Source organism: Microbacterium ginsengiterrae (genome assembly GCF_014205075.1).
Classification (GTDB): domain Bacteria; phylum Actinomycetota; class Actinomycetes; order Actinomycetales; family Microbacteriaceae; genus Microbacterium; species Microbacterium ginsengiterrae.
Window position 1 is genome coordinate 2,377,558 of sequence record NZ_JACHMU010000001.1, and the last position, 20,289, is coordinate 2,397,846.

Annotated in this window: 21 protein-coding genes; 11 read left to right on the plus strand and 10 right to left on the minus strand. The window is 69.6% G+C overall.

Annotated features, from left to right (window positions below; all coding sequences use genetic code 11):
- Positions 1–16: 16 nt before the first annotated feature.
- Positions 17–1,084 carry an oxidoreductase gene (locus HD600_RS11505; RefSeq protein ID WP_184283778.1) on the minus strand — a complete coding sequence of 356 codons (1,068 nt, stop codon included), beginning with the start codon at positions 1,082–1,084 and terminating at the stop codon, positions 17–19.
- Between the two features lie 51 nt (positions 1,085–1,135).
- Here HD600_RS11505 and HD600_RS11510 point away from each other — a divergent pair, with 51 nt between their 5' ends.
- Genes HD600_RS11510 through HD600_RS11530 form a run of 5 tightly spaced genes read left to right on the plus strand, consistent with a single transcriptional unit; the run spans position 1,136 to position 5,438 of the window.
- Entirely contained in the window at positions 1,136–1,972 is an 837-nt protein-coding gene (locus HD600_RS11510) for an NAD(P)H-hydrate dehydratase (RefSeq protein ID WP_184283779.1), read from the plus strand.
- Positions 1,969–3,192: a hypothetical protein gene (locus HD600_RS11515; protein WP_338402229.1), complete on the plus strand. Its 1,224-nt coding sequence runs from the start codon at positions 1,969–1,971 to the stop codon at positions 3,190–3,192. The genes HD600_RS11510 and HD600_RS11515 overlap by 4 nt, the downstream gene beginning before the upstream one ends.
- Before the next feature lie 8 nt (positions 3,193–3,200).
- Positions 3,201–3,524, plus strand: a complete 324-nt coding sequence (locus tag HD600_RS11520) for a thiamine-binding protein (RefSeq protein ID WP_144795532.1) — start codon at positions 3,201–3,203, stop codon at positions 3,522–3,524.
- A 45-nt stretch (positions 3,525–3,569) separates the two neighbouring features.
- Positions 3,570–4,790 (plus strand): MFS transporter, encoded by a 1,221-nt coding sequence (locus HD600_RS11525; RefSeq protein ID WP_144796026.1) that lies wholly within the window; start codon positions 3,570–3,572, stop codon positions 4,788–4,790.
- 9 nt (positions 4,791–4,799) lie between these two features.
- Entirely contained in the window at positions 4,800–5,438 is a 639-nt protein-coding gene (locus HD600_RS11530; protein WP_184283780.1) for an NUDIX domain-containing protein, read from the plus strand.
- On the opposite strand, the gene metX is transcribed toward HD600_RS11530, so the two are convergent.
- Both metX and HD600_RS11540 read right to left on the minus strand, forming a co-directional pair.
- On the minus strand, positions 5,428–6,636 hold the full coding sequence (gene metX, locus HD600_RS11535; protein WP_184283781.1) for a homoserine O-acetyltransferase MetX: 1,209 nt from the start codon (positions 6,634–6,636) through the stop codon (positions 5,428–5,430). The two genes, HD600_RS11530 and metX, sit on opposite strands and share 11 nt — an antisense overlap.
- Before the next feature lie 140 nt (positions 6,637–6,776).
- Positions 6,777–8,099 carry a bifunctional o-acetylhomoserine/o-acetylserine sulfhydrylase gene (locus HD600_RS11540; RefSeq protein ID WP_144795529.1) on the minus strand — a complete coding sequence of 441 codons (1,323 nt, stop codon included), beginning with the start codon at positions 8,097–8,099 and terminating at the stop codon, positions 6,777–6,779.
- Positions 8,100–8,247: 148 nt separating this feature from the next.
- Here HD600_RS11540 and HD600_RS11545 point away from each other — a divergent pair, with 148 nt between their 5' ends.
- From HD600_RS11545 to HD600_RS11555, 3 genes are read left to right on the plus strand one after another with little or no spacing between them, the layout of a single operon-like run.
- Entirely contained in the window at positions 8,248–9,036 is a 789-nt protein-coding gene (locus tag HD600_RS11545; RefSeq protein WP_184283782.1) for an SDR family oxidoreductase, read from the plus strand.
- Between the two features lie 5 nt (positions 9,037–9,041).
- A complete protein-coding gene (locus HD600_RS11550) occupies positions 9,042–9,743 on the plus strand; it encodes a uracil-DNA glycosylase (RefSeq protein ID WP_184283783.1) in 702 nt (233 codons plus the stop codon).
- A 9-nt stretch (positions 9,744–9,752) separates the two neighbouring features.
- Positions 9,753–10,358, plus strand: a complete 606-nt coding sequence (locus HD600_RS11555; RefSeq protein ID WP_144795527.1) for a GNAT family N-acetyltransferase — start codon at positions 9,753–9,755, stop codon at positions 10,356–10,358.
- On the opposite strand, the gene HD600_RS11560 is transcribed toward HD600_RS11555, so the two are convergent.
- From HD600_RS11560 to HD600_RS11585, 6 genes are all read right to left on the minus strand, one after another.
- A complete protein-coding gene (locus HD600_RS11560; protein ID WP_184283784.1) occupies positions 10,324–11,130 on the minus strand; it encodes an ABC transporter ATP-binding protein in 807 nt (268 codons plus the stop codon). The genes HD600_RS11555 and HD600_RS11560 overlap by 35 nt on opposite strands.
- The gene (locus HD600_RS11565) at positions 11,127–11,918 is read right to left on the minus strand and encodes an ABC transporter ATP-binding protein (protein WP_144795525.1); all 792 of its coding nucleotides are present in this window, start codon (positions 11,916–11,918) and stop codon (positions 11,127–11,129) included. Before HD600_RS11565 ends, HD600_RS11560 begins: the two co-directional genes overlap by 4 nt.
- On the minus strand, positions 11,915–12,781 hold the full coding sequence (locus HD600_RS11570; protein WP_184283785.1) for an ABC transporter permease: 867 nt from the start codon (positions 12,779–12,781) through the stop codon (positions 11,915–11,917). The genes HD600_RS11565 and HD600_RS11570 overlap by 4 nt, the downstream gene beginning before the upstream one ends.
- Complete coding sequence (locus tag HD600_RS11575) at positions 12,781–13,728, minus strand: ABC transporter permease (protein WP_184283786.1); 948 nt, start codon at positions 13,726–13,728, stop codon at positions 12,781–12,783. Before HD600_RS11575 ends, HD600_RS11570 begins: the two co-directional genes overlap by 1 nt.
- A gap of 6 nt (positions 13,729–13,734) precedes the next feature.
- Positions 13,735–15,252 carry an ABC transporter substrate-binding protein gene (locus tag HD600_RS11580; protein ID WP_184283787.1) on the minus strand — a complete coding sequence of 506 codons (1,518 nt, stop codon included), beginning with the start codon at positions 15,250–15,252 and terminating at the stop codon, positions 13,735–13,737.
- A 71-nt stretch (positions 15,253–15,323) separates the two neighbouring features.
- Positions 15,324–16,235, minus strand: coding sequence for an alpha/beta fold hydrolase (locus HD600_RS11585; RefSeq protein ID WP_422120161.1), 912 nt, complete (start codon positions 16,233–16,235; stop codon positions 15,324–15,326).
- 168 nt (positions 16,236–16,403) lie between these two features.
- Here HD600_RS11585 and HD600_RS11590 point away from each other — a divergent pair, with 168 nt between their 5' ends.
- Positions 16,404–17,924 (plus strand): glycosyltransferase, encoded by a 1,521-nt coding sequence (locus HD600_RS11590; protein WP_184283789.1) that lies wholly within the window; start codon positions 16,404–16,406, stop codon positions 17,922–17,924.
- Here HD600_RS11590 and HD600_RS11595 read toward each other — a convergent pair.
- Positions 17,913–19,016 carry an acyltransferase family protein gene (locus HD600_RS11595; RefSeq protein ID WP_184283790.1) on the minus strand — a complete coding sequence of 368 codons (1,104 nt, stop codon included), beginning with the start codon at positions 19,014–19,016 and terminating at the stop codon, positions 17,913–17,915. The two genes, HD600_RS11590 and HD600_RS11595, sit on opposite strands and share 12 nt — an antisense overlap.
- A gap of 44 nt (positions 19,017–19,060) precedes the next feature.
- On the opposite strand from HD600_RS11595, the gene HD600_RS11600 reads away from it, so the two are divergent.
- Positions 19,061–19,537, plus strand: coding sequence for a carboxymuconolactone decarboxylase family protein (locus HD600_RS11600; RefSeq protein WP_184283791.1), 477 nt, complete (start codon positions 19,061–19,063; stop codon positions 19,535–19,537).
- The gene (locus HD600_RS11605; protein WP_184283792.1) at positions 19,534–20,241 is read left to right on the plus strand and encodes a tyrosine-protein phosphatase; all 708 of its coding nucleotides are present in this window, start codon (positions 19,534–19,536) and stop codon (positions 20,239–20,241) included. The genes HD600_RS11600 and HD600_RS11605 overlap by 4 nt, the downstream gene beginning before the upstream one ends.
- Positions 20,242–20,289 lie beyond the last annotated feature (48 nt).

The following is a 20,289-nucleotide window of genomic DNA, read 5'->3' on the forward strand; positions in this document are numbered from 1 at the left end:
GCTCGGTCGCCGCAGATCAGCGCCAGCGAGCGCGCTCGTACTGCGGCGGCCAGGCCACCTCCACGCCGAGCTCGTGCGCGGCGCGAAGGCCGAAGTGCGGATCGCGCAGCCACTCCCGGCCGGCGAACACGGCGTCGGCCGCGCCGTCGGCGATCACCTGTTCGGCCTGGGCCGCCGCGGTGATGAGCCCGACCGCGCTCACCGGGATGCGTCCACCTCGACGGACGGTCTCCGCGAGCGGCACCTGATACCCGGGGTGCACGTCGATCTGCTGGTGCGCGACCAGGCCGCCGCTGGAGACGTCGATGAAATCGGCGCCGTGCCCGATCGCCCACTCGCCGACGGTGGCGGCCTCGGTCGCGGTGAATCCGCCGTCGGCGTGATCGGTGGCAGAGATCCGCACGAACAGCGGCATCTCGTCGCCGGCGATGGCCCGGACGACATCGATGATCCGGAGCAGCAGACGCGTGCGGTTCTCCAGCGAACCGCCGTACTCGTCCGTTCGCCGGTTCGACAGCGGAGAGAGGAACTGGTGCAGCAGGTAACCGTGCGCGCCGTGCAGCTCGAGGACGTCGAAGCCCGCATCGATCGCGCGACGCGCGGCAGAGGCGAAGCCGTCCACGATCCGCTCGATGCCCGCGGCATCCACGCCGAGCGGCTCGGCGAAGCCGTCGAATGCGACGGCCGACGGGGCCACCGTCTGCCAGCCGCCGTCGGACTCGGGAACGGAACCCCGCTGCGCGGCCCACGGCCACCAGGTCGACGCCTTCCGACCCGCGTGAGCGAGCTGGATGCCGGCGAGTCCGCCGCGATCGTGCACGGCCTGCACGATCGGCGCCCAGGCGTCGCGCTGCTCATCGCTCCAGATGCCGGCGTCGCGGGGTGTGATGCGTCCTTCGGGGACCACGGCTGTCGCCTCGGCGACGATGAGCCCGGCACCCCCGTCGGCGAACTGCGTCAGATGCGTGCGGTGCCAGTCCTGCACGATGCCGTCCACGGCGCTGTACATGCACATGGGGGAGACCCAGAGGCGGTTCGGGAAGGTGACGGAGCGGATGCGGAGGGAGGAGAACAGATGACTCACTCTTCGACCGTAGTACCGCTGAGCGGACCGGGGCGCGCTAGCGTTGATCCCATGATCGACGCCCGCGAGTGGTCCCGCTCCGACACGATCGCGCTGCTCCGGGTCCCGACCGCTGAGGACGACAAGTACTCCAGGGGAGTGGTCGCGCTCCGCACCGGGTCCAGCGCGTACCCCGGTGCCGCCGTGCTCGGCGTCGAGGCCGCGTGGCGCACCGGTGCGGGGTTCGTCCGCTTCGTCGGTGAGGGGCGCGCCGCGGACGCCGTGATCGCACGCCGCCCGGAGACCGTCGCCGCCCTCGACGTCGGCAGCACCCGCGTCGACGCGTGGGTGATCGGTTCCGGAACGAATCCTGTGCACCGCCCGTGGGAGGAGGAGCGCGCGCTCCGCGAGATCCTCGCCGGCACGGCTCCCGTCATCGTCGACGCCGGGGCGCTCGATCTCGCACGCACCGCCTCAGCGCCGCTCGTGGTCACGCCGCACGCGGGAGAGTTCGCGCGTCTGCGAGCAGGACTGGACCTCGACCCCGACGGCACGGGCGACCGCGCGGACGACGCCGCCGAGGTCGCGGCGGCGCTCGGCGCGACGGTCCTGCTCAAGGGGGCGACGAGCATCGTCGCCGCCCCTGACGGCGACGTCGTCGCGGTGTCCGCTGCCCCTGGGTGGCTCGCGACCGCGGGGGCAGGGGACGTGCTGGCCGGGATGCTGGGCGCGCTCGCCGCAGGCAACCGTGAGGCCCGCCCGGCGGACACGGCAGCCGCTGCCGCCTGGCTGCACGGATACGCGGCGGCACGGGCCGCCGGCGCCACGGGAGGCAGGACCGGACACCCCATCGTCGCCCTCGACGTCGCCGAGTCGATCCCGGCCGCGATCGAAGACCTGCTGTCGTGAAGGCTCGCGTCGTCGGCCTGTGGGCCGCGTTCCTCGCCGTGCACGTGCTCGTCGCCTGGCTCGGGTGGGTCTACCCGGCACAGCCCATGGGCGACGTCACCCTCGTCTATCAGCCGTGGTCCCAGGCGGCCCTCGCCGGCGAGGCGATCGTCGGCGTCACCGAGTCATGGGTGTACCCGCAACCGGCGATCATCCCCATGCTGCTCACCCAGATCGTCGCCTGGCCCCTGACCGGAGTGGTCGGGTCGGCCGGGGCGTATCTGATCGGATGGGCGATCCTCGTCACCGCGCTCGACGCCGTCGGCTTCGGCGTCCTCGTCGGACGGACGGGGACGGCGGCGCGCCGCTCCGCCGGCTGGTTCTGGACGGCAGCGCTCCTGCTGCTCGGGCCCATCGGGATGTACCGCATCGACGCGGTGACGGTGCCGCTGGCGGTGATCGGCGGGTGCTGGCTCGTCAAGCGCCCGGCCACGGCAGCGGTCGTGCTCGCGGTCGCCGCCTGGATCAAGATCTGGCCCGGCGCGCTCATCGTCGCCGCCGTGACCGCCGCACGGACGCGGGGACGCATCCTCCTGGCCTTCCTCGGCGTGAGCGGCGTGGTCATCCTCCTGCTCTCCGTGCTCGGCGCCGGCGAGCACCTGTTCGGATTCGTGACCGAGCAGACGGGCCGTGGGCTGCAGATCGAAGCGGTCGCCGCGACACCGTTCATGTGGATGGCAGCAGCCGGCGCGGCGACAGTCGAGTACAGCTTCGAGATCCTCACCTTCCAGATCGATGCGCCCGGCGTCGATCTGCTCGCCGCCGTCCTGACGCCGCTGATGGCCGTCGCCGGTCTCGCCGTCGTCGTCCTCGGCGCCGTCAAGGCCGTGCGCGGCGCATCGTTCCCGCGGCTGCTCCCACCCCTGGCGATGGCGATCGTCGTCGTGCTGATCGTGACCAACAAGGTCGGATCGCCCCAGTTCCAGACCTGGCTCATCGCTCCGGTCGTCCTGTGGATCCTGTTCGACCGCACGAGATCCGGCGCCCCTGCCGCCGTCGTGCTCGCCCTGTGCGGGCTCACGTGCCTGGTCTATCCGCTCACCTACGACGCACTGCTGCGCGCGGAGCTCCTCCCCGTGCTCGTGCTCACCGCGCGCAACGCTCTCCTGATCGTCCTGCTCGTTCTCGCCGTCCGAGCGCTGCTTCGCGTCCCCGCCGTCCGATCATCGAAGAGAAAATGAGGTAGACCATGCTCATCGCCTTCTCCGTCGCGCCCAGCGGCGCTGCCGCAGACAACCCAGACGGCTCCGTCCACGACGCCGTCGCCGCAGCCGTCAAGGTCGTGCGCGAATCCGGGCTCCCGCACCGGACGACCAGCATGTTCACCGAGCTCGAAGGCCCGGACTGGGACACCGTGATGGGAGTGGTCAAGCGGGCCACCGAAGCGGTGATGCCGTTCGGGTCGCGCGTCTCGCTCATGATCAAGGCGGACATCCGGCCCGGGTACAGCGGCGAACTCGACGCGAAGATCGAGCGCCTCGAAGCGGCGATCGAGGGCGCGGACTCCCAGTAGCATGAACAGGTGAATCACTCCTCGACAGGATCGAGGGGTGCGGCGATGATGGCGCTCCTCTCCCTCGCCATCGGCTCCTTCGGCATCGGCATGACCGAGTTCGTCATCATGGGGCTGCTTCCTGACATCGCCAGAGACCTGCTGCCCTCCCTGTGGTCGGCGTCTCCCGAAGAGGCGATCGGTCAGACCGGCATCCTCATCTCGCTGTATGCGCTGGGCGTCGTCATCGGTGCGCCGACGATCGCGGGTCTCGTGGCGCGCTTCCCGCGTCATCGCGTCATGATCGGCCTCGCGATCGCGCTCACCGTGTTCAACGCGCTCACCGTGCTCATGCCGACGTTCGAGCTCGTCGGCATGTCCCGGTTCCTCGCCGGCCTCCCGCACGGTGCGTACTTCGGCATCGGAGCGCTCGTGGCCGCAGACGTGCTCGGGCCGGGAAGACGGGCCCAGGGCGTCGCCTTCATCCTCACCGGGCTCACGATCGCGAACGTCGTCGGCGTCCCCGTCGGGACGTTCCTCGGGCAGCAGTGGGGGTGGCGGGTCGCGTTCCTCATCGTCGCGATCGTGTTCGCGGTCGCCGCGGCCAGCATCGCGCTGTTCGTCCCTGCGCACCCGGGGGAGCCGGGGCGGACCCTGCGCTCCGAGCTCGGCGTGTTCCGCATCGGTCAGGTCTGGCTCACGCTCGGGATCGGCGCCATCGGATTCGGCGGATTCTTCGCCGTGTACAGCTACGTGGCGCCGTTGGTCACCGATGTCGCAGGGGCCCCGGCGTGGGCTGTTCCCCTCGTCCTCATCGCCGTCGGCGTCGGCATGACCGTCGGCAATCTGCTCGGCGGCTACCTGGCCGACCGCGATCTGCGCCTCACCATGCTGATCGGCATGACGGGGCTCGCCGCCGTCCTCGCTCTGCTCGCCCTGCTGTCCTTCCAGATCGTGCTGCTCGGGGCGCTCGCGTTCGCGGTCGGACTCGTCTCCTCGGTGCTGAGCCCCGCCATCCAGACGCGTCTCATGGACGTCGCGGGCGACAACCAGTCGATCGCGGCGGCGATGAACCACTCCGCCCTCAACATCGGCAACAGTCTCGGTGCATTCCTCGGCGGCGCGGTGATCGCGCTCGGCTGGGGGTTCACCGCTCCGGCGTGGGTGGGCGCGATCCTCGCCGTCATCGGCCTCGGCATCACCGCAGTCGCCCTCCGCGCCGACCGCGGGGGCGCGGAGGGAGACCGAGCGGGCCACCCCGGAAACGAGCGCGTCGGCGTGGCCTAGGGTGGGTCCATGGATCAGACGATGCTCGTCGGAGGAACCATCGTCCTGCTTCGGGCGAGGGACTCGGGACTCGAGACCCTGCTGATCCGCAGACCCGATCGGGGATCGTTCCCCGGCGCCTGGGTGTTCCCCGGCGGTGTGGTCGAAGAGATCGACGTCGTCGAGGGGGAATCCGAGCACGACACGGCGGCCAGAGCGGCCGCCAGGGAGTGCGCGGAGGAGGTCGGCCTGCGTCCGGCGGGTCTGCACACGATCTCGTGCTGGGTGCCTCCGATCGAGGCGCCCAAGCGCGTGCGCACGTGGTTCTTCCTCGCCGAGACGGAGGACGACACGCTCCGGCCGGCCGCCGATGAAGTTCTGGACGCGGTCTGGCTCTCGCCGTCCGCCGCCCTCGCCGGGCACGCGAAGGGCGAGATGCTGCTCTTCCCGCCGACGTGGGTGACCCTCGACGCACTCGTACCGCATGAATCCTTCGCGCACGCCGTGGCGGCGACGCCCGTGCCCGACCTGTACGCCACGCACCTCATCGGCGACGGCGTGTTCGCCTGGGGCGGGGATGCCGCGCATCCCGAGGGCGGAGCGGGACACCACCGACTCGAGACCGCCTCCCTGCCGTGGACCTACCGCCGGGATCCCGTCACGCGCTGAGAAGCCGCCGCAGGTGCAGGTTCACCGCATCCGTCTCGATGAGGAATCCGTCGTGGCCGAAGTCGCTCGCGATCACGACCGCTTCGTTCCCGTCGATCGTGTGCGGGATGCTGCGCGCGATCCGATGCTGCCCGTCGACGGGGAACAGCCTGTCGGTGTCGATGCCCAGCACGAGCGTCGTGGCGGTCACCTCGCGAAGGGCGCTCTCGACCCCGCCGCGCCCCCGACCGACGTCGTGGGAGTTCATCGCCTCGACGAGGGTCAGGTAGCTGTTCGCGTCGAACCGGCGCGTGAACTTGTTGCCGTGGAAGTCGAGATAGGACTCGACGGCGAAGCGCCCGCCCCGACCGAGGGGCGAGACGTCGGACTGCCAGGACCGCTGGAAGCGCTGGTTGAGCTCGATCGGACTGCGGTAGTTCAGCAGCGCCATGCGGCGCGCGAGCGCGAGACCGCGGTGGGGGCCTTCGCCGACGCTCTGGTCGTAGTACTCGCCGCCCTGGAAGCGGGGGTCGATGCGGATGGCCTCGAGCTGCACGGAGTTCAGGGCGATCTGGTCGGCGGTGTTCACGGGAGGCGCCGACAGCACCGCGAGACGCTCGACGCGGGCGGGATGGGCGATGGCCCACTCCAGGGCGTGCATGCCGCCCATGGAACCGCCGACGACGGCGGCCCACCGCTGGATGCCGAGGGCGTCGGCGAGCTGCACCTGCGCGGCGACCTGGTCGCGCACCGTGAGGTACGGGAACCGGGACGCCCACTCGTAGCCGTCGGGAGCGATGCTGGCGGGGCCGGTGGAGCCCTGGCATCCGCCGAGCATGTTCGGGGCGATGACGAACCAGCGATCGGTGTCGAGCGCGGCTCCCGGCCCGACGACGTCCTCCCACCATCCGGCCGTCGGATGGCCGGGACCCGCATCGCCGCGCACGTGACTGTCGCCGGTGAGCGCGTGCAGCACGAGGACGGCGTTGTCGCGGGCGTCGTTCAGCTCGCCCCACGTCTCGTACGCGATCCGGATGCTCGGCAGCTCCTGTCCGCTTTCAGTGCGGAAGGCGCCGAAAGCCGCGAAGCGGCGCTCTCCGGCCGGGTCGCCGTCGCGCCACGCTCCGGTGACGGGGGGTCGAGCGCGCAGCAGACGGGCATCGTCCTCCGTCACGCGCGCCGACGGCACGGTGTCCTCCGAGGTGCTCTGCCAGTCCATGGCATCCATTCTCGCCTGTCGGCGCGGCGGCGCAGGCGCACGTTACGGCCGCATGACGACGCCGCGCACGCAGAAAAGCACGAATCTCGCAGAGATTCCGAGGATCCCTGCGAGATTCGTGCTTCTCTGCGCGTCGAGGCTCAGGCCCGAGCGGCCTCCGAGACGCGGCGAGCGGCCGCCAGAGCGCCCTCGAGGTCCGCTTTGAGGTCGTCGATGTTCTCCAGACCGACCGAGAGTCGGACGAGTCCCGGCGTGACACCGGAGGTGAGCTGCTGCTCCGGGGTGAGCTGCGAGTGGGTCGTCGATGCCGGGTGGATCACGAGCGAGCGGACGTCACCGATGTTGGCGAGGTGGCTGAACAGCGAGAGGCTGTTGACGAACTCACGACCGGCTTCGACACCGCCCTTGAGCTCGAAGGACAGCACGGCACCGACGCCCTTGGGGGCGTACTCGTTGGCCTTGGCGTACCACGGCGACGAGGGCAGGCCCGAGTAGTTGACGCTCGCGACGTCGGCGTGGTTCTCGAGCCACTCGGCGATCTCCTGCGCGTTCTGCACGTGGCGCTCGATGCGCAGCGACAGCGTCTCGATGCCCTGGATGAGGTTCCACGCGCTCTGCGGGGCGATCGCCGAACCGAGGTCGCGCAGCAGCTGCACCCTGGCCTTGATGATGTAGGCGAGCGCGTCACCCACCGCCGTCGTATAGACCGCGCCGTGGTAGGAGGGGTCGGGCTCGGTGAGCTCGGGGAACTTCGCGGCGTTCTCCGTCCATGCGAACCGTCCGCCGTCGACGATCGCGCCGCCGATGGTCGTGCCGTGTCCGCCGAGGAACTTCGTGACCGAGTGCACGACGATGTCCGCACCGTGCTCGAACGGACGGATCAGGTACGGCGTCGCGATCGTGTTGTCGACGATGAGCGGGATGCCGTTCTCGTGCGCGACGTCTGCGACGTTGCGGATGTCGAGGACGTTGATCTTCGGGTTGCCGATCGTCTCGCCGAAGAACAGCTTCGTGTTGGGACGGACGGCTGCGCGCCACTCCTCGATGTCGTCCTGGTTCTCGACGAAGGTCACCTCGACGCCGAGCTTGGCCAGGGTGTACTTGAACAGGTTGTAAGTGCCGCCGTAGATCGAGCTCGACGAGACGATGTGGTCGCCCGCCTGTGCGATGTTCAGCACGGCGAAGGTCGACGCGGCCTGGCCGCTGGAGAGCACCAGTGCTCCCGTGCCACCCTCGAGCGCGGCGAGGCGCTGTTCGAGGACATCCTGCGTGGGGTTCTGGATGCGGGTGTAGATGTTGCCGAACTCGGCGAGGGCGAACAGGTTCGCCGCGTGGTCGGCGTTGTCGAACACGTAGGAGGTGGTCTGGTAGATCGGCGTGGCGCGGGCCTTGGTCACCGGGTCGGGCGCAGCGCCGGAGTGGATCTGCTTGGTCTCGAAACGCCAGGTCTCAGGTGCGGACATTGTGGGCCTCCTCGGGCGGAGTCGAAGTCGGTGTGGCGGATGCCGTGACACAGACACTACGGAAGCGTGCAGGTGCCGACAACGACGCGGAAATGTTACGTAACATCCATGACCGGCCTGATCACGCGGAAGGCCGTACGGTGGAGGCATGGTGACACGACGTGCAGTGGTGACAGGGGCGAGCTCGGGTATCGGCGAGGCGACGGTGCGCGACCTCCGCGATCGCGGATGGGACGTGGTGGCCGTCGCACGGCGCGCTGAGCGGCTCCAGGCTCTGGCTGAGGAGACCGGCGCATCGGCGATCTCCTGCGACCTCACCGACGGCGATGCCGTCACCGCACTCATCGGCGAGATCGGGGCCGCGGGCCCCGTGCACGCGCTCGTGCAGGTCGCCGGCGGTGCACGCGGCACCGACCGGGTCGAGGACGGCCGCATCGACGACTGGCAGTGGATGTACGACGTCAACGTCCTGGCGACCCAGCGCCTGGTCGCCGGGTTCCTCCCATTGCTGCGCAGGGCCGCTGCGGTCGACGGGCACGCCGACACGGTCTTCGTCACCTCGACGGCGGCGCAGACCGCCTACCCCGGCGGTGGCGGGTACAACGCGGCGAAGGCGGCGGAGTCGATGCTCGTCAAGGCTCTGCGGCAGGAGCTCAACGGTGAGCCGATCCGCGTCGTCGAGGTCGCGCCCGGCATGGTGCACACCGAGGAATTCACGCTGAACCGGCTCGGCGGCGACAAGGCAGCGGCCGAGGCCGTCTACGCCGGGGTGGACGACCCCCTGACCGCCGCGGATGTCGCCGACGTGATCGGCTACGCGCTGAACACGCCCGGTCACGTAAACCTCGACCTCATCACGATGCGCCCCGTCGCGCAGTCGGCGCAGCACCTGCTCGCGCGCGGCGCACTGCGGGTGCGACCCGAGCACGAGGACTGACGCGCGTGGAGGGACGGTCCCTGGCGCAGCTCGCCGAGGACGGCCTGATCGATCATGGCTGGGCGCAGGCCCTCGCTCCGGCTGCTGAGACGATCCGCCGGCTGGGAGATCGGTTGCGCGAGGAGCAGGCGGAAGGGGCGGGCTACCTGCCCAGCGGCACCCAGGTGCTGCGCGCGTTCCAGCGCCCGCTCGACGAGGTCCGTGTGCTGATCACGGGGCAGGATCCGTACCCGACGCCCGGGCATCCGATCGGGCTGTCCTTCGCCGTCGACGCCGCCGTGCGCCCGCTTCCGAGGAGCCTGTCGAACATCTACGCCGAACGGCAGAGTGATCTCGGCATCCCGCCGGCACCCCACGGCGACCTCACCGCCTGGAGCGACCAGGGCGTGATGCTCCTCAACAGAGTGCTCACGGTGCGGCCCGGCGCTCCTGCGTCGCATCGCGGCTGGGGGTGGGAAGAGGTCACCGAGCTCGCCATCCGAACGCTCGCGGCGCGCGATGCGCCGCTGGTCGCGATCTTGTGGGGGAAGGATGCCGCGAGGGCCGAGCCGATGCTGGGGGACACCCCGGTGATCGCCTCCGCGCATCCGTCTCCGCTCTCCGCGCGCCGCGGGTTCTTCGGCTCGCGTCCCTTCTCCAGGGCCAACGCGTTGCTCGAGGAGCAGGGGGCCGCGCCCGTCGACTGGCGCGTCTCGGGTGAACTATAAGCTGAGCACGTGCAGTTCGAACCCGGAGACCAGCGTCGACGACTGCCGCGCCACCTGCAGGCACCAGCCCCGGAGCCCGATCGGTTCGCCTTCGAGATCCGCGCGGCCAGGGCCGGGGATCTCCCCGATGTGCGCGGCATCTACAACCACTACGTCGCCAACTCCGTGGTGACGTTCGACGAGAAGCCGTCGACGCACCGCTACTGGCGCGAGAAGTTCGATCTGCTGACGCGACTCAAGCTGCCGTTCCTCGTGGCGGTCACCCCGACAGGACAGGTGATCGGTTACGCCCTGGTGCAGCCGTGGGCGAGCAAGTCCGCCTACCGCTACACGGTCGAGAACTCGATCTATCTCGGGCCCGGTGCCGGTGGCAAGGGACTCGGCACCGCCCTCCTCCAGGCGCTGATCGCCGCGTGCGAGCAGATCGGTCTTCGCGAGATCGTCGCGGTGATCAGCGACAGCGGGGCGGAGGCCTCCATCCGTCTGCACGAGCGCAACGGGTTCGTGGAGGTCGGGCGGATGGGCAGGGTCGGATTCAAGTTCGGCCGTTCGCTCGGAACGGTCTACCTGCAGCGTTCCCTCACGCCGGTGCGTCGGCGTCGCCGGCGGGGATGACGGGAATCGCCGCGAGCAGACGCCGCGTGTAGTCCTGCTGCGGTCGCAGCAGCACATCCTTGGTGCTGCCGCGCTCGACGATCGCACCGTCCTTCATGACCGCCACGGTGTCGCAGAGGTTCTGGACGACGCCGATGTCGTGCGAGACGAGGACGAGGGTGAGATCCTCCGTCTCGAGGAGGTCCGTCAGGACACCGAGGATCTGCGCGCGCACGGTGACATCGAGTGCGGAGAGGGGCTCGTCGCCGACGAGGATGCGCGGGCGGTGCACGATCGCCCGCGCGATGGCGACGCGCTGGCGCTGGCCTCCGGAGAACTCGTGCGGGTAGCGGTCGGCCATCTCGGGATCGAGTCCGACCTGGGCGAGCACCTCGCGCACGCGTGCCCGCCGATCGCCGTCGATCCCCAGCGCCCGCAGCGGCTCGGCGATGATCTGGCCCGCACTCATGCGGGGATCGAGAGATGCGTAGGGGTCCTGGAAAACGAGACCGGTCGCGCGGCGCAGCCAGTGCAGTGACCGTGCGGACGCCGTCGGGTCCACGTCGCGCCCATCGATGCGCACCGAGCCGGAGGTCGGACGGTCGAGGCCGAGGAGCAGGCGGATGAGCGTCGACTTGCCGGAACCGGATTCCCCGATGATCCCGATCGATTCACCCGCGTCGATGTCGAGGTCCGTCGGCTGCAGCGCCGTCTGGGTTCGCGCGCGCTCGAACATCGTGCGCCTCGGTACGGGGAAGTCGCGGCCGAGTCCACGCGCCTCGATGAGACTCATGCGTCACCGCCGTCCGGCCGCCACAGGGTCGCGGTGGCGTCGCGGAGCAGCCCCTGGGTGATCGGCGACGCCGGCGCTCGCAGCAGGGTCTGCACCGGCGCCGACTCGACCACCGATCCGTTCTCGAGCACGACGCCGTGCGTGGCGACCTGGGCGAGCACGGCGAGGTCGTGCGTGATGAACATCAACGACATCCCCTGTTCTTCCGTCAGGGACAGCAGCAGGGTGAGGATCTCCGCCTGGATGGTCACATCGAGCGCGGTCGTGGGCTCGTCGGCGATGAGCAGCCGTGGCCGGCAGGCGAGCGCCATCGCGATCGCGACGCGCTGGCGCTGACCGCCGGAGAGTTGGTGGGGGTACTTGTCCACGATCGTCTCCGGGTCGGGCAGGCGTACGCGAGCGGCCTCCTCGACAGCGCGCCTGCGCGCTTCACGCGCGCCGACGCCGGTGTGGATGCGGATGGACTCTGCGATCTGACGGCCGACGGTGCGGATCGGGTTCAACGCCGTCCTCGGCTCCTGGAAGACGATGCCGATGTCGTCGCCGCGGAAGCGGGCGAGCTCCCGGTCCGGCATCCCGATCAGCTCCGTGTCGTCCCAGCGGATGCTGCCGGTGGCCGACGCGCCGTCGGGGAGGAGCCCGAGCACGGCGAGCGCGGTGAGGGATTTGCCCGATCCCGATTCGCCGATCAGACCGAGGCGGCCTCCGTCCGGCACCTCGAAGGAGATGCCGTCGACGACGCGGCGGCCGTCGATCTCGACGACGAGATCCTTCACGACGAGGCTCATGCGACCACCGCCGGCGTGTGCGTCGCCGCGGATCGATGCTGCAGGGTCGGGTCGGTCGCTTCGCGCAGCGCGTCGCCCAGCAGGTTCAGGGCGAGCACCGTGATCGTGATGGCGAGTCCCGGCCAGATCACCGAAAGCGGGTGGATGCCGATGTACCGCTGCAGGTCCGAGAGCAACAGACCCCACGACGGCTCCGTGACGGAGGCGCCGAATCCGAGGTACGACAGACCGGCCTCGGCGAGGACGGCGACGGCCATCGACCAGGACAACTGCACGATGAACACCGGTGCGGCGTTCGGCAGCAGGTGCCGCAGGAGGTTCTGCGCGGGGGTGAGGCCTGCCGCGCGCCCGGCGAGCACGAAGTCGCTCTGCTGCACACGGCGCAGCTCCGGACGAGTGACGCGTGCGATGTTCACCCCGAAGCCGATGCCGACGGACCAGACGACCACCCACAGCGATCCGCCCCACACGGAGGAGATCATCATGGCGATGATGAGGACGGGGAAGGCGATGAGGATGTCGACGAGCACCGCGACGGTCTCGCGCATCCAGCGGAACGTCAGGGCTCCCAGGGCCGCGAGCGCGATTCCCACCAGGGTCGCCACGATGCCGGCGCCGACGCTGACGAAGACCGTGGTGCGTGCGCCGGCCATGATGAGGCTGAGGATGTCGCGCCCCGTACCGTCCGTCCCGAGCAGATGGGGCCACCCTGGAGCCGCCCACCGATCGCGGACGTTCGTGCTGAGCGGGTTGAACGGCGTCCACACGAGCGCGACCAGCGCGATCAGGGCGATGGCCGCGACGGCGATGAGTCCGAAGCGTCCCGTCGCGCCGCCCCACAGACGATGCAGCCAGCGCGGCATCAGGCCTCCCTCTGTCGCGGGTCGACGAAGTGATGGATGAGATCGACGAGGAAGCCGATCACCAGGACGAGGCCGGTGAGGACGAGCAGCTCGCTCTGCACCTTGACGAGGTCGCGCGTGCCGACGTCGGCGACGAGCATCCGTCCGATGCCGGGGAGCGTGAAGAGCTGTTCGATGATGACGGAGCCGACCACGATCCCCGCGACCTGGAGTCCGAGCACGGTGACGATGGACAGGCCGACGGCGGGGATGCCGTGCTGGATCAGCGCGCGGTTGCGGCTGAGCCCCTTCGCGGCGGCGGTGCGAACGAAATCCTGTCCACGGGCCTGCAGGGTGGCGCTGCGGACGAACCGCAGGAGCATGGCGCCCTCCACGATGCCGATGGTCAGGGCCGGCAGCACGAGGGCGCGCAGCGCCTGCCCCGGCTGGTCCCAGCCGGCGCGGGGGAACCCCTGTGCGGGCAGCCACCCGAGCCAGACCGCGAACACGACGATCAGCATCATGCCCGCCCAGATGACCGGAACGGCGGCGAGGGCCTGTGCGGTGACACTGAGCGCGGTGCCCCCCGCGCGGCCGCGCAGGAGCGCGGAGAGGATGCCGAACGGAACGGCGATGAGGAGGGCGATCACCAGGGACATGATCCCCAGCGGCACCGTGACCTGCGCCTTCTCCGCGATCTCTGCGCCGACGGACGCGCCGCTGAGCTGCGACGTGCCGAGGTCGCCGGTCAGCACGCCGCCGATCCACTCGCCGTACTGCACGTGCAGCGGCCGATCGAGCCCCAACGATTCGCGCAGCGCGGCGACGGTGGCGGGGGAGGCCTGCGTGCCGGCGATGAGCTGGGCGACGTCACCTGGGAAGACTCGAAGAGTGAGGAAGATGAGCACGCTCGACACGAGGAGCCCCGCGATCAGCAGGACTCCTCGTGTGAGCGTGTAGCGGATCAACGGCGATCAATCGGACGAGACGGTGACGCCTGCGAGATCGATGCGCGAGTTGATGGAGTCCTCCGGGAATCCGGAGACCGTCGGGCGAACGGCCGTGATCGTCTCACCCGTGTAGAGCCAGTCCGCGGCGTGGTCCTCGGAGACGAGGCGCGCGGCCTGCGCCAGCAGTTCGGCTGATGCATCAGGATCGATCTCCGCGAGCGCCTGCGCGTACAGGGCCTGCACCTCGGGGTTGTCGTAGCCGAAGTAGTAGTCCGGGTTGGCGAAATTACCGAAGTCGCGCGGCTCGACGTGCAGGACGAAGCTCAGGTCGTAATCCTTGTTCGTGTAGACGTCCTCGAGCCAGGTCGAGAACTCGACGGTGTCGACCTCGAGGGTCACGCCGATCGCGTTGAAGTCCGACACGAGCACCTGCGACACCGTCGTGCCGTAGAAGTTCGGGATCGTGAGGGTGAGATCGAGATCCTCCTGCCCGGCTTCGGCGAGCAGCTCCTTCGCGCGCTCCGGGTCGTACGGGGCGAGCTCAGCGAGGTCCTCGTACCCGGGGTCGAGCTCAGGGATGGGCCCGTAGAGCGCCTGACCGGCGCCGACGGCTTCGATGAGGCCCTCGTGGTCGATGCCGAGCCGCAGCGCCTCGCGGACCCGGACGTCGTCGAGAGGGGCGGAGGCGTTGTTGAACGCCAGCGTCGCCTTGTCCGTCGTACGACCCCTGGTCAGTGTGAACTCGCCGGAGTCCTCCAGCTGGGGAGCGAGGTTCGGATCGACGGCGGTGAGCACGTCGAGGCTGCCGTCCAGGGCGGCGTTCACCCCGGCGGTGAAGTCGGGGATGTACTCGAACACGACTTCTGCCACGCCAGCGAGATCGCCCCAATAGTCGTCGAAGCGACTGAAGGTGATCGTGCTGCCCTTGCTCCACTTCTGCAGAGTGAACGGTCCGGTGCCGTTCTCCGCCGTCTTCAGATCCGTGCTGTCTCCGCTGCGGAAGACGAGTCCTGCCGGACCGGTCAGCGCGAACAGGAAGTTCTGGTTCGGCTCGGACAGCGTGATCACGACGGTCTCCGCGTCGGGCGCCTCGATCGATTCGACGGCCGCGAAATCCGCATGCCCCTGGAGGGACTCGTCGGTGCGCACCGCCTCGTAGGAGTCGACGACGTCGGCGGAGGTCATCTCCGACCCGTCATGGAAGGTGACGCCCTCGTTGAGGGTGAAGGTGTAGGTGAGGCCGTCGTCCGAGACGTCGAACTCCGTCGCCAGCCGTGGTTCGACGGTGTTGTCCTGCGCACGGGTGACGAGGCCCTCGTACACGTTGTCGACGAGGATCTGTTCGAGCGCGGCGCCGCTGGTCTGACGGATGTCGAGGTTCGTCGGCTCGAGGACGAGACCGACGGTGAGTGTCGCATTCGGGTCGGGTTCGCCGACGGTGGTCTCGGACGGTTCCGGGGATGAGCTCGTGCAAGCGCTCAGGATCACGGCGCTCGCCGCGAGCGCGGCGATCACGGTGAGGCGTGTGGTGCGGCGTGTCATGTGGTGCGGGATCCTCTCGGGGCGGCAGCTGCTGTGTGCCGGTTCGGACGGTGCCTGAGGCGGCAGGGGGGTCAGACGGGGAGGTCCGCCGCGGAGATGAGCTCAGCGAGCGCGGCGGGGGCGGTCTCCTGGACGTTGTGCGTGGCATCGAGGGCGACGACGTGTGCCGCCGGTACGCGGCGCTGGAGCTCGTCGGCATCCGCTGCGCTGACGAAGCCTCGGGTCGCCCTCACGAGGGTGAGCGGGGCGGTGACCGCCGCCAGGTCGTCCCAGCCGCCGGCGTGCAGTCCTGAACGGCTCGTCGCCTCGTGCGCGGCGTCGCTGTCGAGGACTGCGGCGGCGAGGTGTGCGAAGTGATGCTTCCACTCGATCCGGCCGTCCGGGCGGACGCGGGTGTTCAGGAACACGCCGCGCTCGGTCTCCGGGCGGCTCCCTCCGAATCCGAGGGACATCGCGCGCTCGACGAGCTCATCGCGGGTGGCGAAGTCGGTGGGGCCCTCGTAGAACGCCCGAAGGGCGGAGGGGCCGGCCGAGGTGTCGATTCCCGGTGTGATGTCGACGATGATGAGCTCGTCGACGAGCTCGGGGTGGGCGGCGGCAACCGCTGCCGCCGTCAGACCGCCGAGGGACTGACCGACGAGGATCTGCGGGCGGTTCGTCCATTCCCTCAACGCCTGAGCGACGTCCGGTGCGAGGGTGCGGCCGGAGTAGTCGGCGTCCGTTCGCCAGCTGGAGTCGCCGTGTCCGGCGAGATCGATCGCGAGGACGGGCCGTCCGAGCAGGAGGGCTGTGGTGTCCCAGGTGTGCGCATTGAGTCCGGCGCCGTGCAGGAGGGTGACTTCCGGATCGCCCTCTCCGTAACGGAGCGCGCTGAGTTCGCGGCCGTCGGCGAGCGTGAGGGTCACACGTTCGACACGCGGAACGGGCACGCTCAGCTTCTCTGCCTGCAGGGGGAGGTAGTGGAACTCGCCGTTGTCGGTCACGCCCATATTCTGCTCTCATCCCGAGGCTGGCGCGAAACCCGAGAGCAATTCGACAAATTATCACGCGTTCTGACTGTGCAGACAGCTCAGAAAGTGCGCATACGCCTGTGCGATATGATTTCGCGGTGCTGAGGATGCCTCCCAGTCGAGGTTGTTAGCCTCAGGCGGATGCGGTCCTCTCTTCTCTCCACGCACTTCCGCCCCGGCGCTCAGTTCGTGCTGAGCTGGAGCATTCCCGACTCCTTCGGAGGGATGACCGGAGCGCTGCTGCACCGCTCCCGCGCATTCGTCGAGCAGGCCGGTCGCCCGGTGGACATCCTCACGCTCGATGATCGCATCGACACCCCGGAGCTCGAACAGCGCCTTCGTGCCGATGGCGAGGTCATCGACGGCATGCGGATCATCAACATCTGGGACTGGTTCCGTGCGGTGGAGATCAACGGACGCGACGACGGTCCGCCGTCGCACGAGCATGACCCGATCGCTCCGGGCCCGAACGTGCAGGAATCAGGGCGTGACGGTGTCGTCCTGCTGAGGGAACTGCGCGATGAGGACGGGCAGGCGCGGTCGGTCGATCGCCTGCGCCCTGACGGGAGCCTCCTCGTCAGCGACCGGCGTGATGCCGAAGGCGGAACCCGGAGTGTCGTGCTCTACGACAGCGCCGGTGTGCCGGTGCGCAGTTGGGGCAGCGTCTGGGGCGTCTATCGCCACTGGCTGGATGAGATCATCGGCGGCCAGGAGAGCTTCCTCATCGTCGACTCCAAGACGGCGGCCCGTTTCGCGCGCACCTACCGGCGCCGCAACGTCGTCACCATGCACGTCCTGCACGGCTCGCATCGTTCGGCGGACGGGTCAGCCCTCAGCGCATCCCGCCGGAGCGTGCTGGAGAACCTGGCGCACTTCGATTCCGTCGTCCTGCTCACCAAGGCGCAGCGCGAGGATCTCGTGCGAGATCTCGGACCCTTCCCTCACCTGGCTGTCATCCCGAACGGGTTCGATCACGCGGCTGAGTCGAGCGCCACCGCCCAGACGCGCCGGCGCGGGCGCGGGGTCATGCTCTCCTCGCTCATCGCCCGCAAGCGCGTGTCCCACGCGATCAAGGCGATCGCCAGGGCTTCGCGCGAAGTGGACGTGACGCTGGACGTGTTCGGCGAGGGGGAGCGCCGGCCGCTGCTGGAGAAGACGATCGGATCCCTCGATGCATCCGACCGCGTGTCGCTGCGCGGCCATGACGTCGGTGCGCGGTCGACCTTCGCGACAGCGGACTTCATGCTGTTGACCTCGAAGGCCGAGGGGCTGCCTCTCGCCCTCGTCGAGGGCATGGCGGCAGGGTGCATCCCGATCGCATACGACATCGCCTACGGCCCGGCCGACGTGATCGATGACGGCAGGAACGGCTTCCTCGTGCCACCCGGTGACATCGACGCACTCGCGCAGCGCGTCGTCGCTCTCCAGCGGCTGCCAGAACGTGCCGTCGAGTCCATGCGGCGCCGTGCGCGGGCGACGGCGGAGCGCTTCGGAGACGCCTCCGTCACCCGCGCGTGGGCACGCGAGATGGAGCGGGCCTACGAGCGCAAGCACGCGGGCGATCCCGGAGCGTCCGTGGCGCGGCGGATACGCCGGGTGGCCGGGCGCGCCAAGCGCCGTGCGGTCAGGCTCAGCGGCGGGTACGACGACTCAGACGCGTGACAGCAGCCGCGTCGACGATGCGCCGGCGGCCTTCGCGAGCCGGTGCGCCGGCGCTTCGACGAACCGGTGGAACAGCTCCGCCATGATCAGGCTCGCCGGTATGCCGACCGCCATCACCCACGGCCAGTTCGCGCTGCCCCACAGATAGGTCAGGGTCGCCAGTATCGGGACGTGGACGAGGTAGAGGCTGTAGGAGACGCGGCCGAGCCACTGCGGTGTGCGGCCCTCGAGTGCGCCTCGAAAGGCCGGCCAGCCCATCGCTGCGACGATGATGAGGGCGGCACCGACGCCGGCCAGCCCCCAGCAGACCCGACCCGCGATGCTCCCAGGCGCGGCGATCGGCCGCGCGAGCCAGCTCGCGATCAGCAGGGTCAGGGCGAGGACGGTCACGCTCGGCCAGAAAGCCGCGTGGCGGCGGCGGCGCGCCCAGGCCAGCAGATCATCGATGCGCACGGCCATGAGAGCCCCGAGCATGAACACCGGCAGGTACACGAGTGCGGGTACGTCGATCACGCGCCCTGCGACCGTGAGCAGGCACGCGACGATCGCTGCGACGATCGCGTGACGGCGCAGCAGGACCGCGACCCCCACGAACAACGGAAGCGCGAGCGAGAAGATGAGCTCCCATCGCAGCGACCACAGCACGTTGTTGATGTCATAGCTGCGCAACAGGAGGAAGGACTCCTGCAGGAAGGACGACGGGGTCACGCCTGTGGCCTGCGCCTTCTGCATCCACGAGTCGTCGGGCATCGTCGACGGGTCGCGCGGCACCAGCGCGATGAGGATGGCGGCGAACACGACGGAGCCCCAGACCGGGAGGTAGAGCCGCAAGAGCCGAGTGGGGTAGTAGCGGAGCCAACGGAACCCGTCCCGCAGGACCGGGAGAGTGACCACCAGTCCGGAGAGCACGAAGAAGACGAGCACCGCCTCCGTGCCGGCGAACACCACTTTCCCAGGGCTCTGCGTGAGCCAGGTCGCGAGCCCGCCGTCGAGGTGCGGCATCGCGATGAGGCTGCAGTGGTAGACGAGCACGATCAGCGCGGCCGAGCCGCGGACCCCGTCCAGACTTGATATGCGCTGAGAGCTCGCCATCCCGGCCAACGGTACCCGGACGGTCTGAGCCTAAGCTGGGGACCATGAGCGAGACGCGTGTGCATCTGTCGAAGACCGAGCCGGCGGCGTACCAGGCTCTGGACGAGTTCTCCCGCTCCGTCGGCAGGATCTGCCGCGAGAACGGCATCGACGATCGCCTCAAGGAGATCGTCATGATCCACTGCTCTCAGCTCAACGGATGCGCCTACTGCACGCGCGTCCATCTCGATCGTGCGGTCACGGCAGGACTCGACATCGACACCCTCATGCAGATCGCGACCTGGCGCGAGAGCGGGGTGTTCTCGGATCGGGAGCGGGCCGCGCTCGAGCTCGCAGAGGCGTTCACCTTCATCCACGAGGAGGGGATCTCCGATGAGGTGTACGACCGCGTCGGCAGCGTGTTCACCGAGAAGGAGTACGCCGCACTCAGCTGGGCCTGCGTGTCGATCAACGCGTTCAACCGCATCGTGATCGCCGGACGCTATCCGGTGCCTCCCCGCCGAGCGGAGGCATCGGCGTGACGGTCCTCGATCTCCCCGGTGTCTTCAACGCCCGAGACGTCGGCGGGATGCCGGTCGCCGGCGGACGCATCCGGGAAGGGGCGCTGCTGCGCTCCGGGAGTCTCGTGGCGGCCACGGCTGCCGGGGTGTCCGAGATCGAACGCCGCGTCGCCCACATCGTCGACCTGCGCGACGGGCAGGAGGTCGCCGAGGCGCCATCGGCGGTGGCGTCGGTCCCCACCACGAATCTCCCGCTGTTCCTCGGCTCCGTCGCCTCGTTCTTCGACGACGACCTCAGCCTGGATGAGATGTACCGAAGCCTGCTCGAGAAGAGCGGAGAACGACTCGCCGACGCGATCCGCGTGATCGCGCGTGAGGAGCGGACGCTCGTGCACTGCACCGTCGGCAAGGACCGCACCGGTCTCACCGTGGCGCTGACGCTGTCGGCCGTGGGCGCGGAACGCGAGGCCGTCGTCGACGATTACGCGCTGACAGCGTCGCAGCTTCCCGCCGAACGCAATCGCCGTATCACCGCGTTCCTTCGTGCCCAGCATCCGCACGCCGAGAACGCGGTGGCACTTGCGACGCTCTCGCCGGCAGGGGTCATGCGCGGCCTGCTGGACGAGGTCGACAGCCGGTGGGGGTCGGCGGCGGACTACCTCCGTGCGCAGGGGATGGCGGACGCCGAACTCCTCTCGTTGCGGTCCGCACTCGTCGAACGGTGAGCCTGCGCCGCCGAGCAGCGGGCGTTCGAGATAGGTAAGGCAACCCTT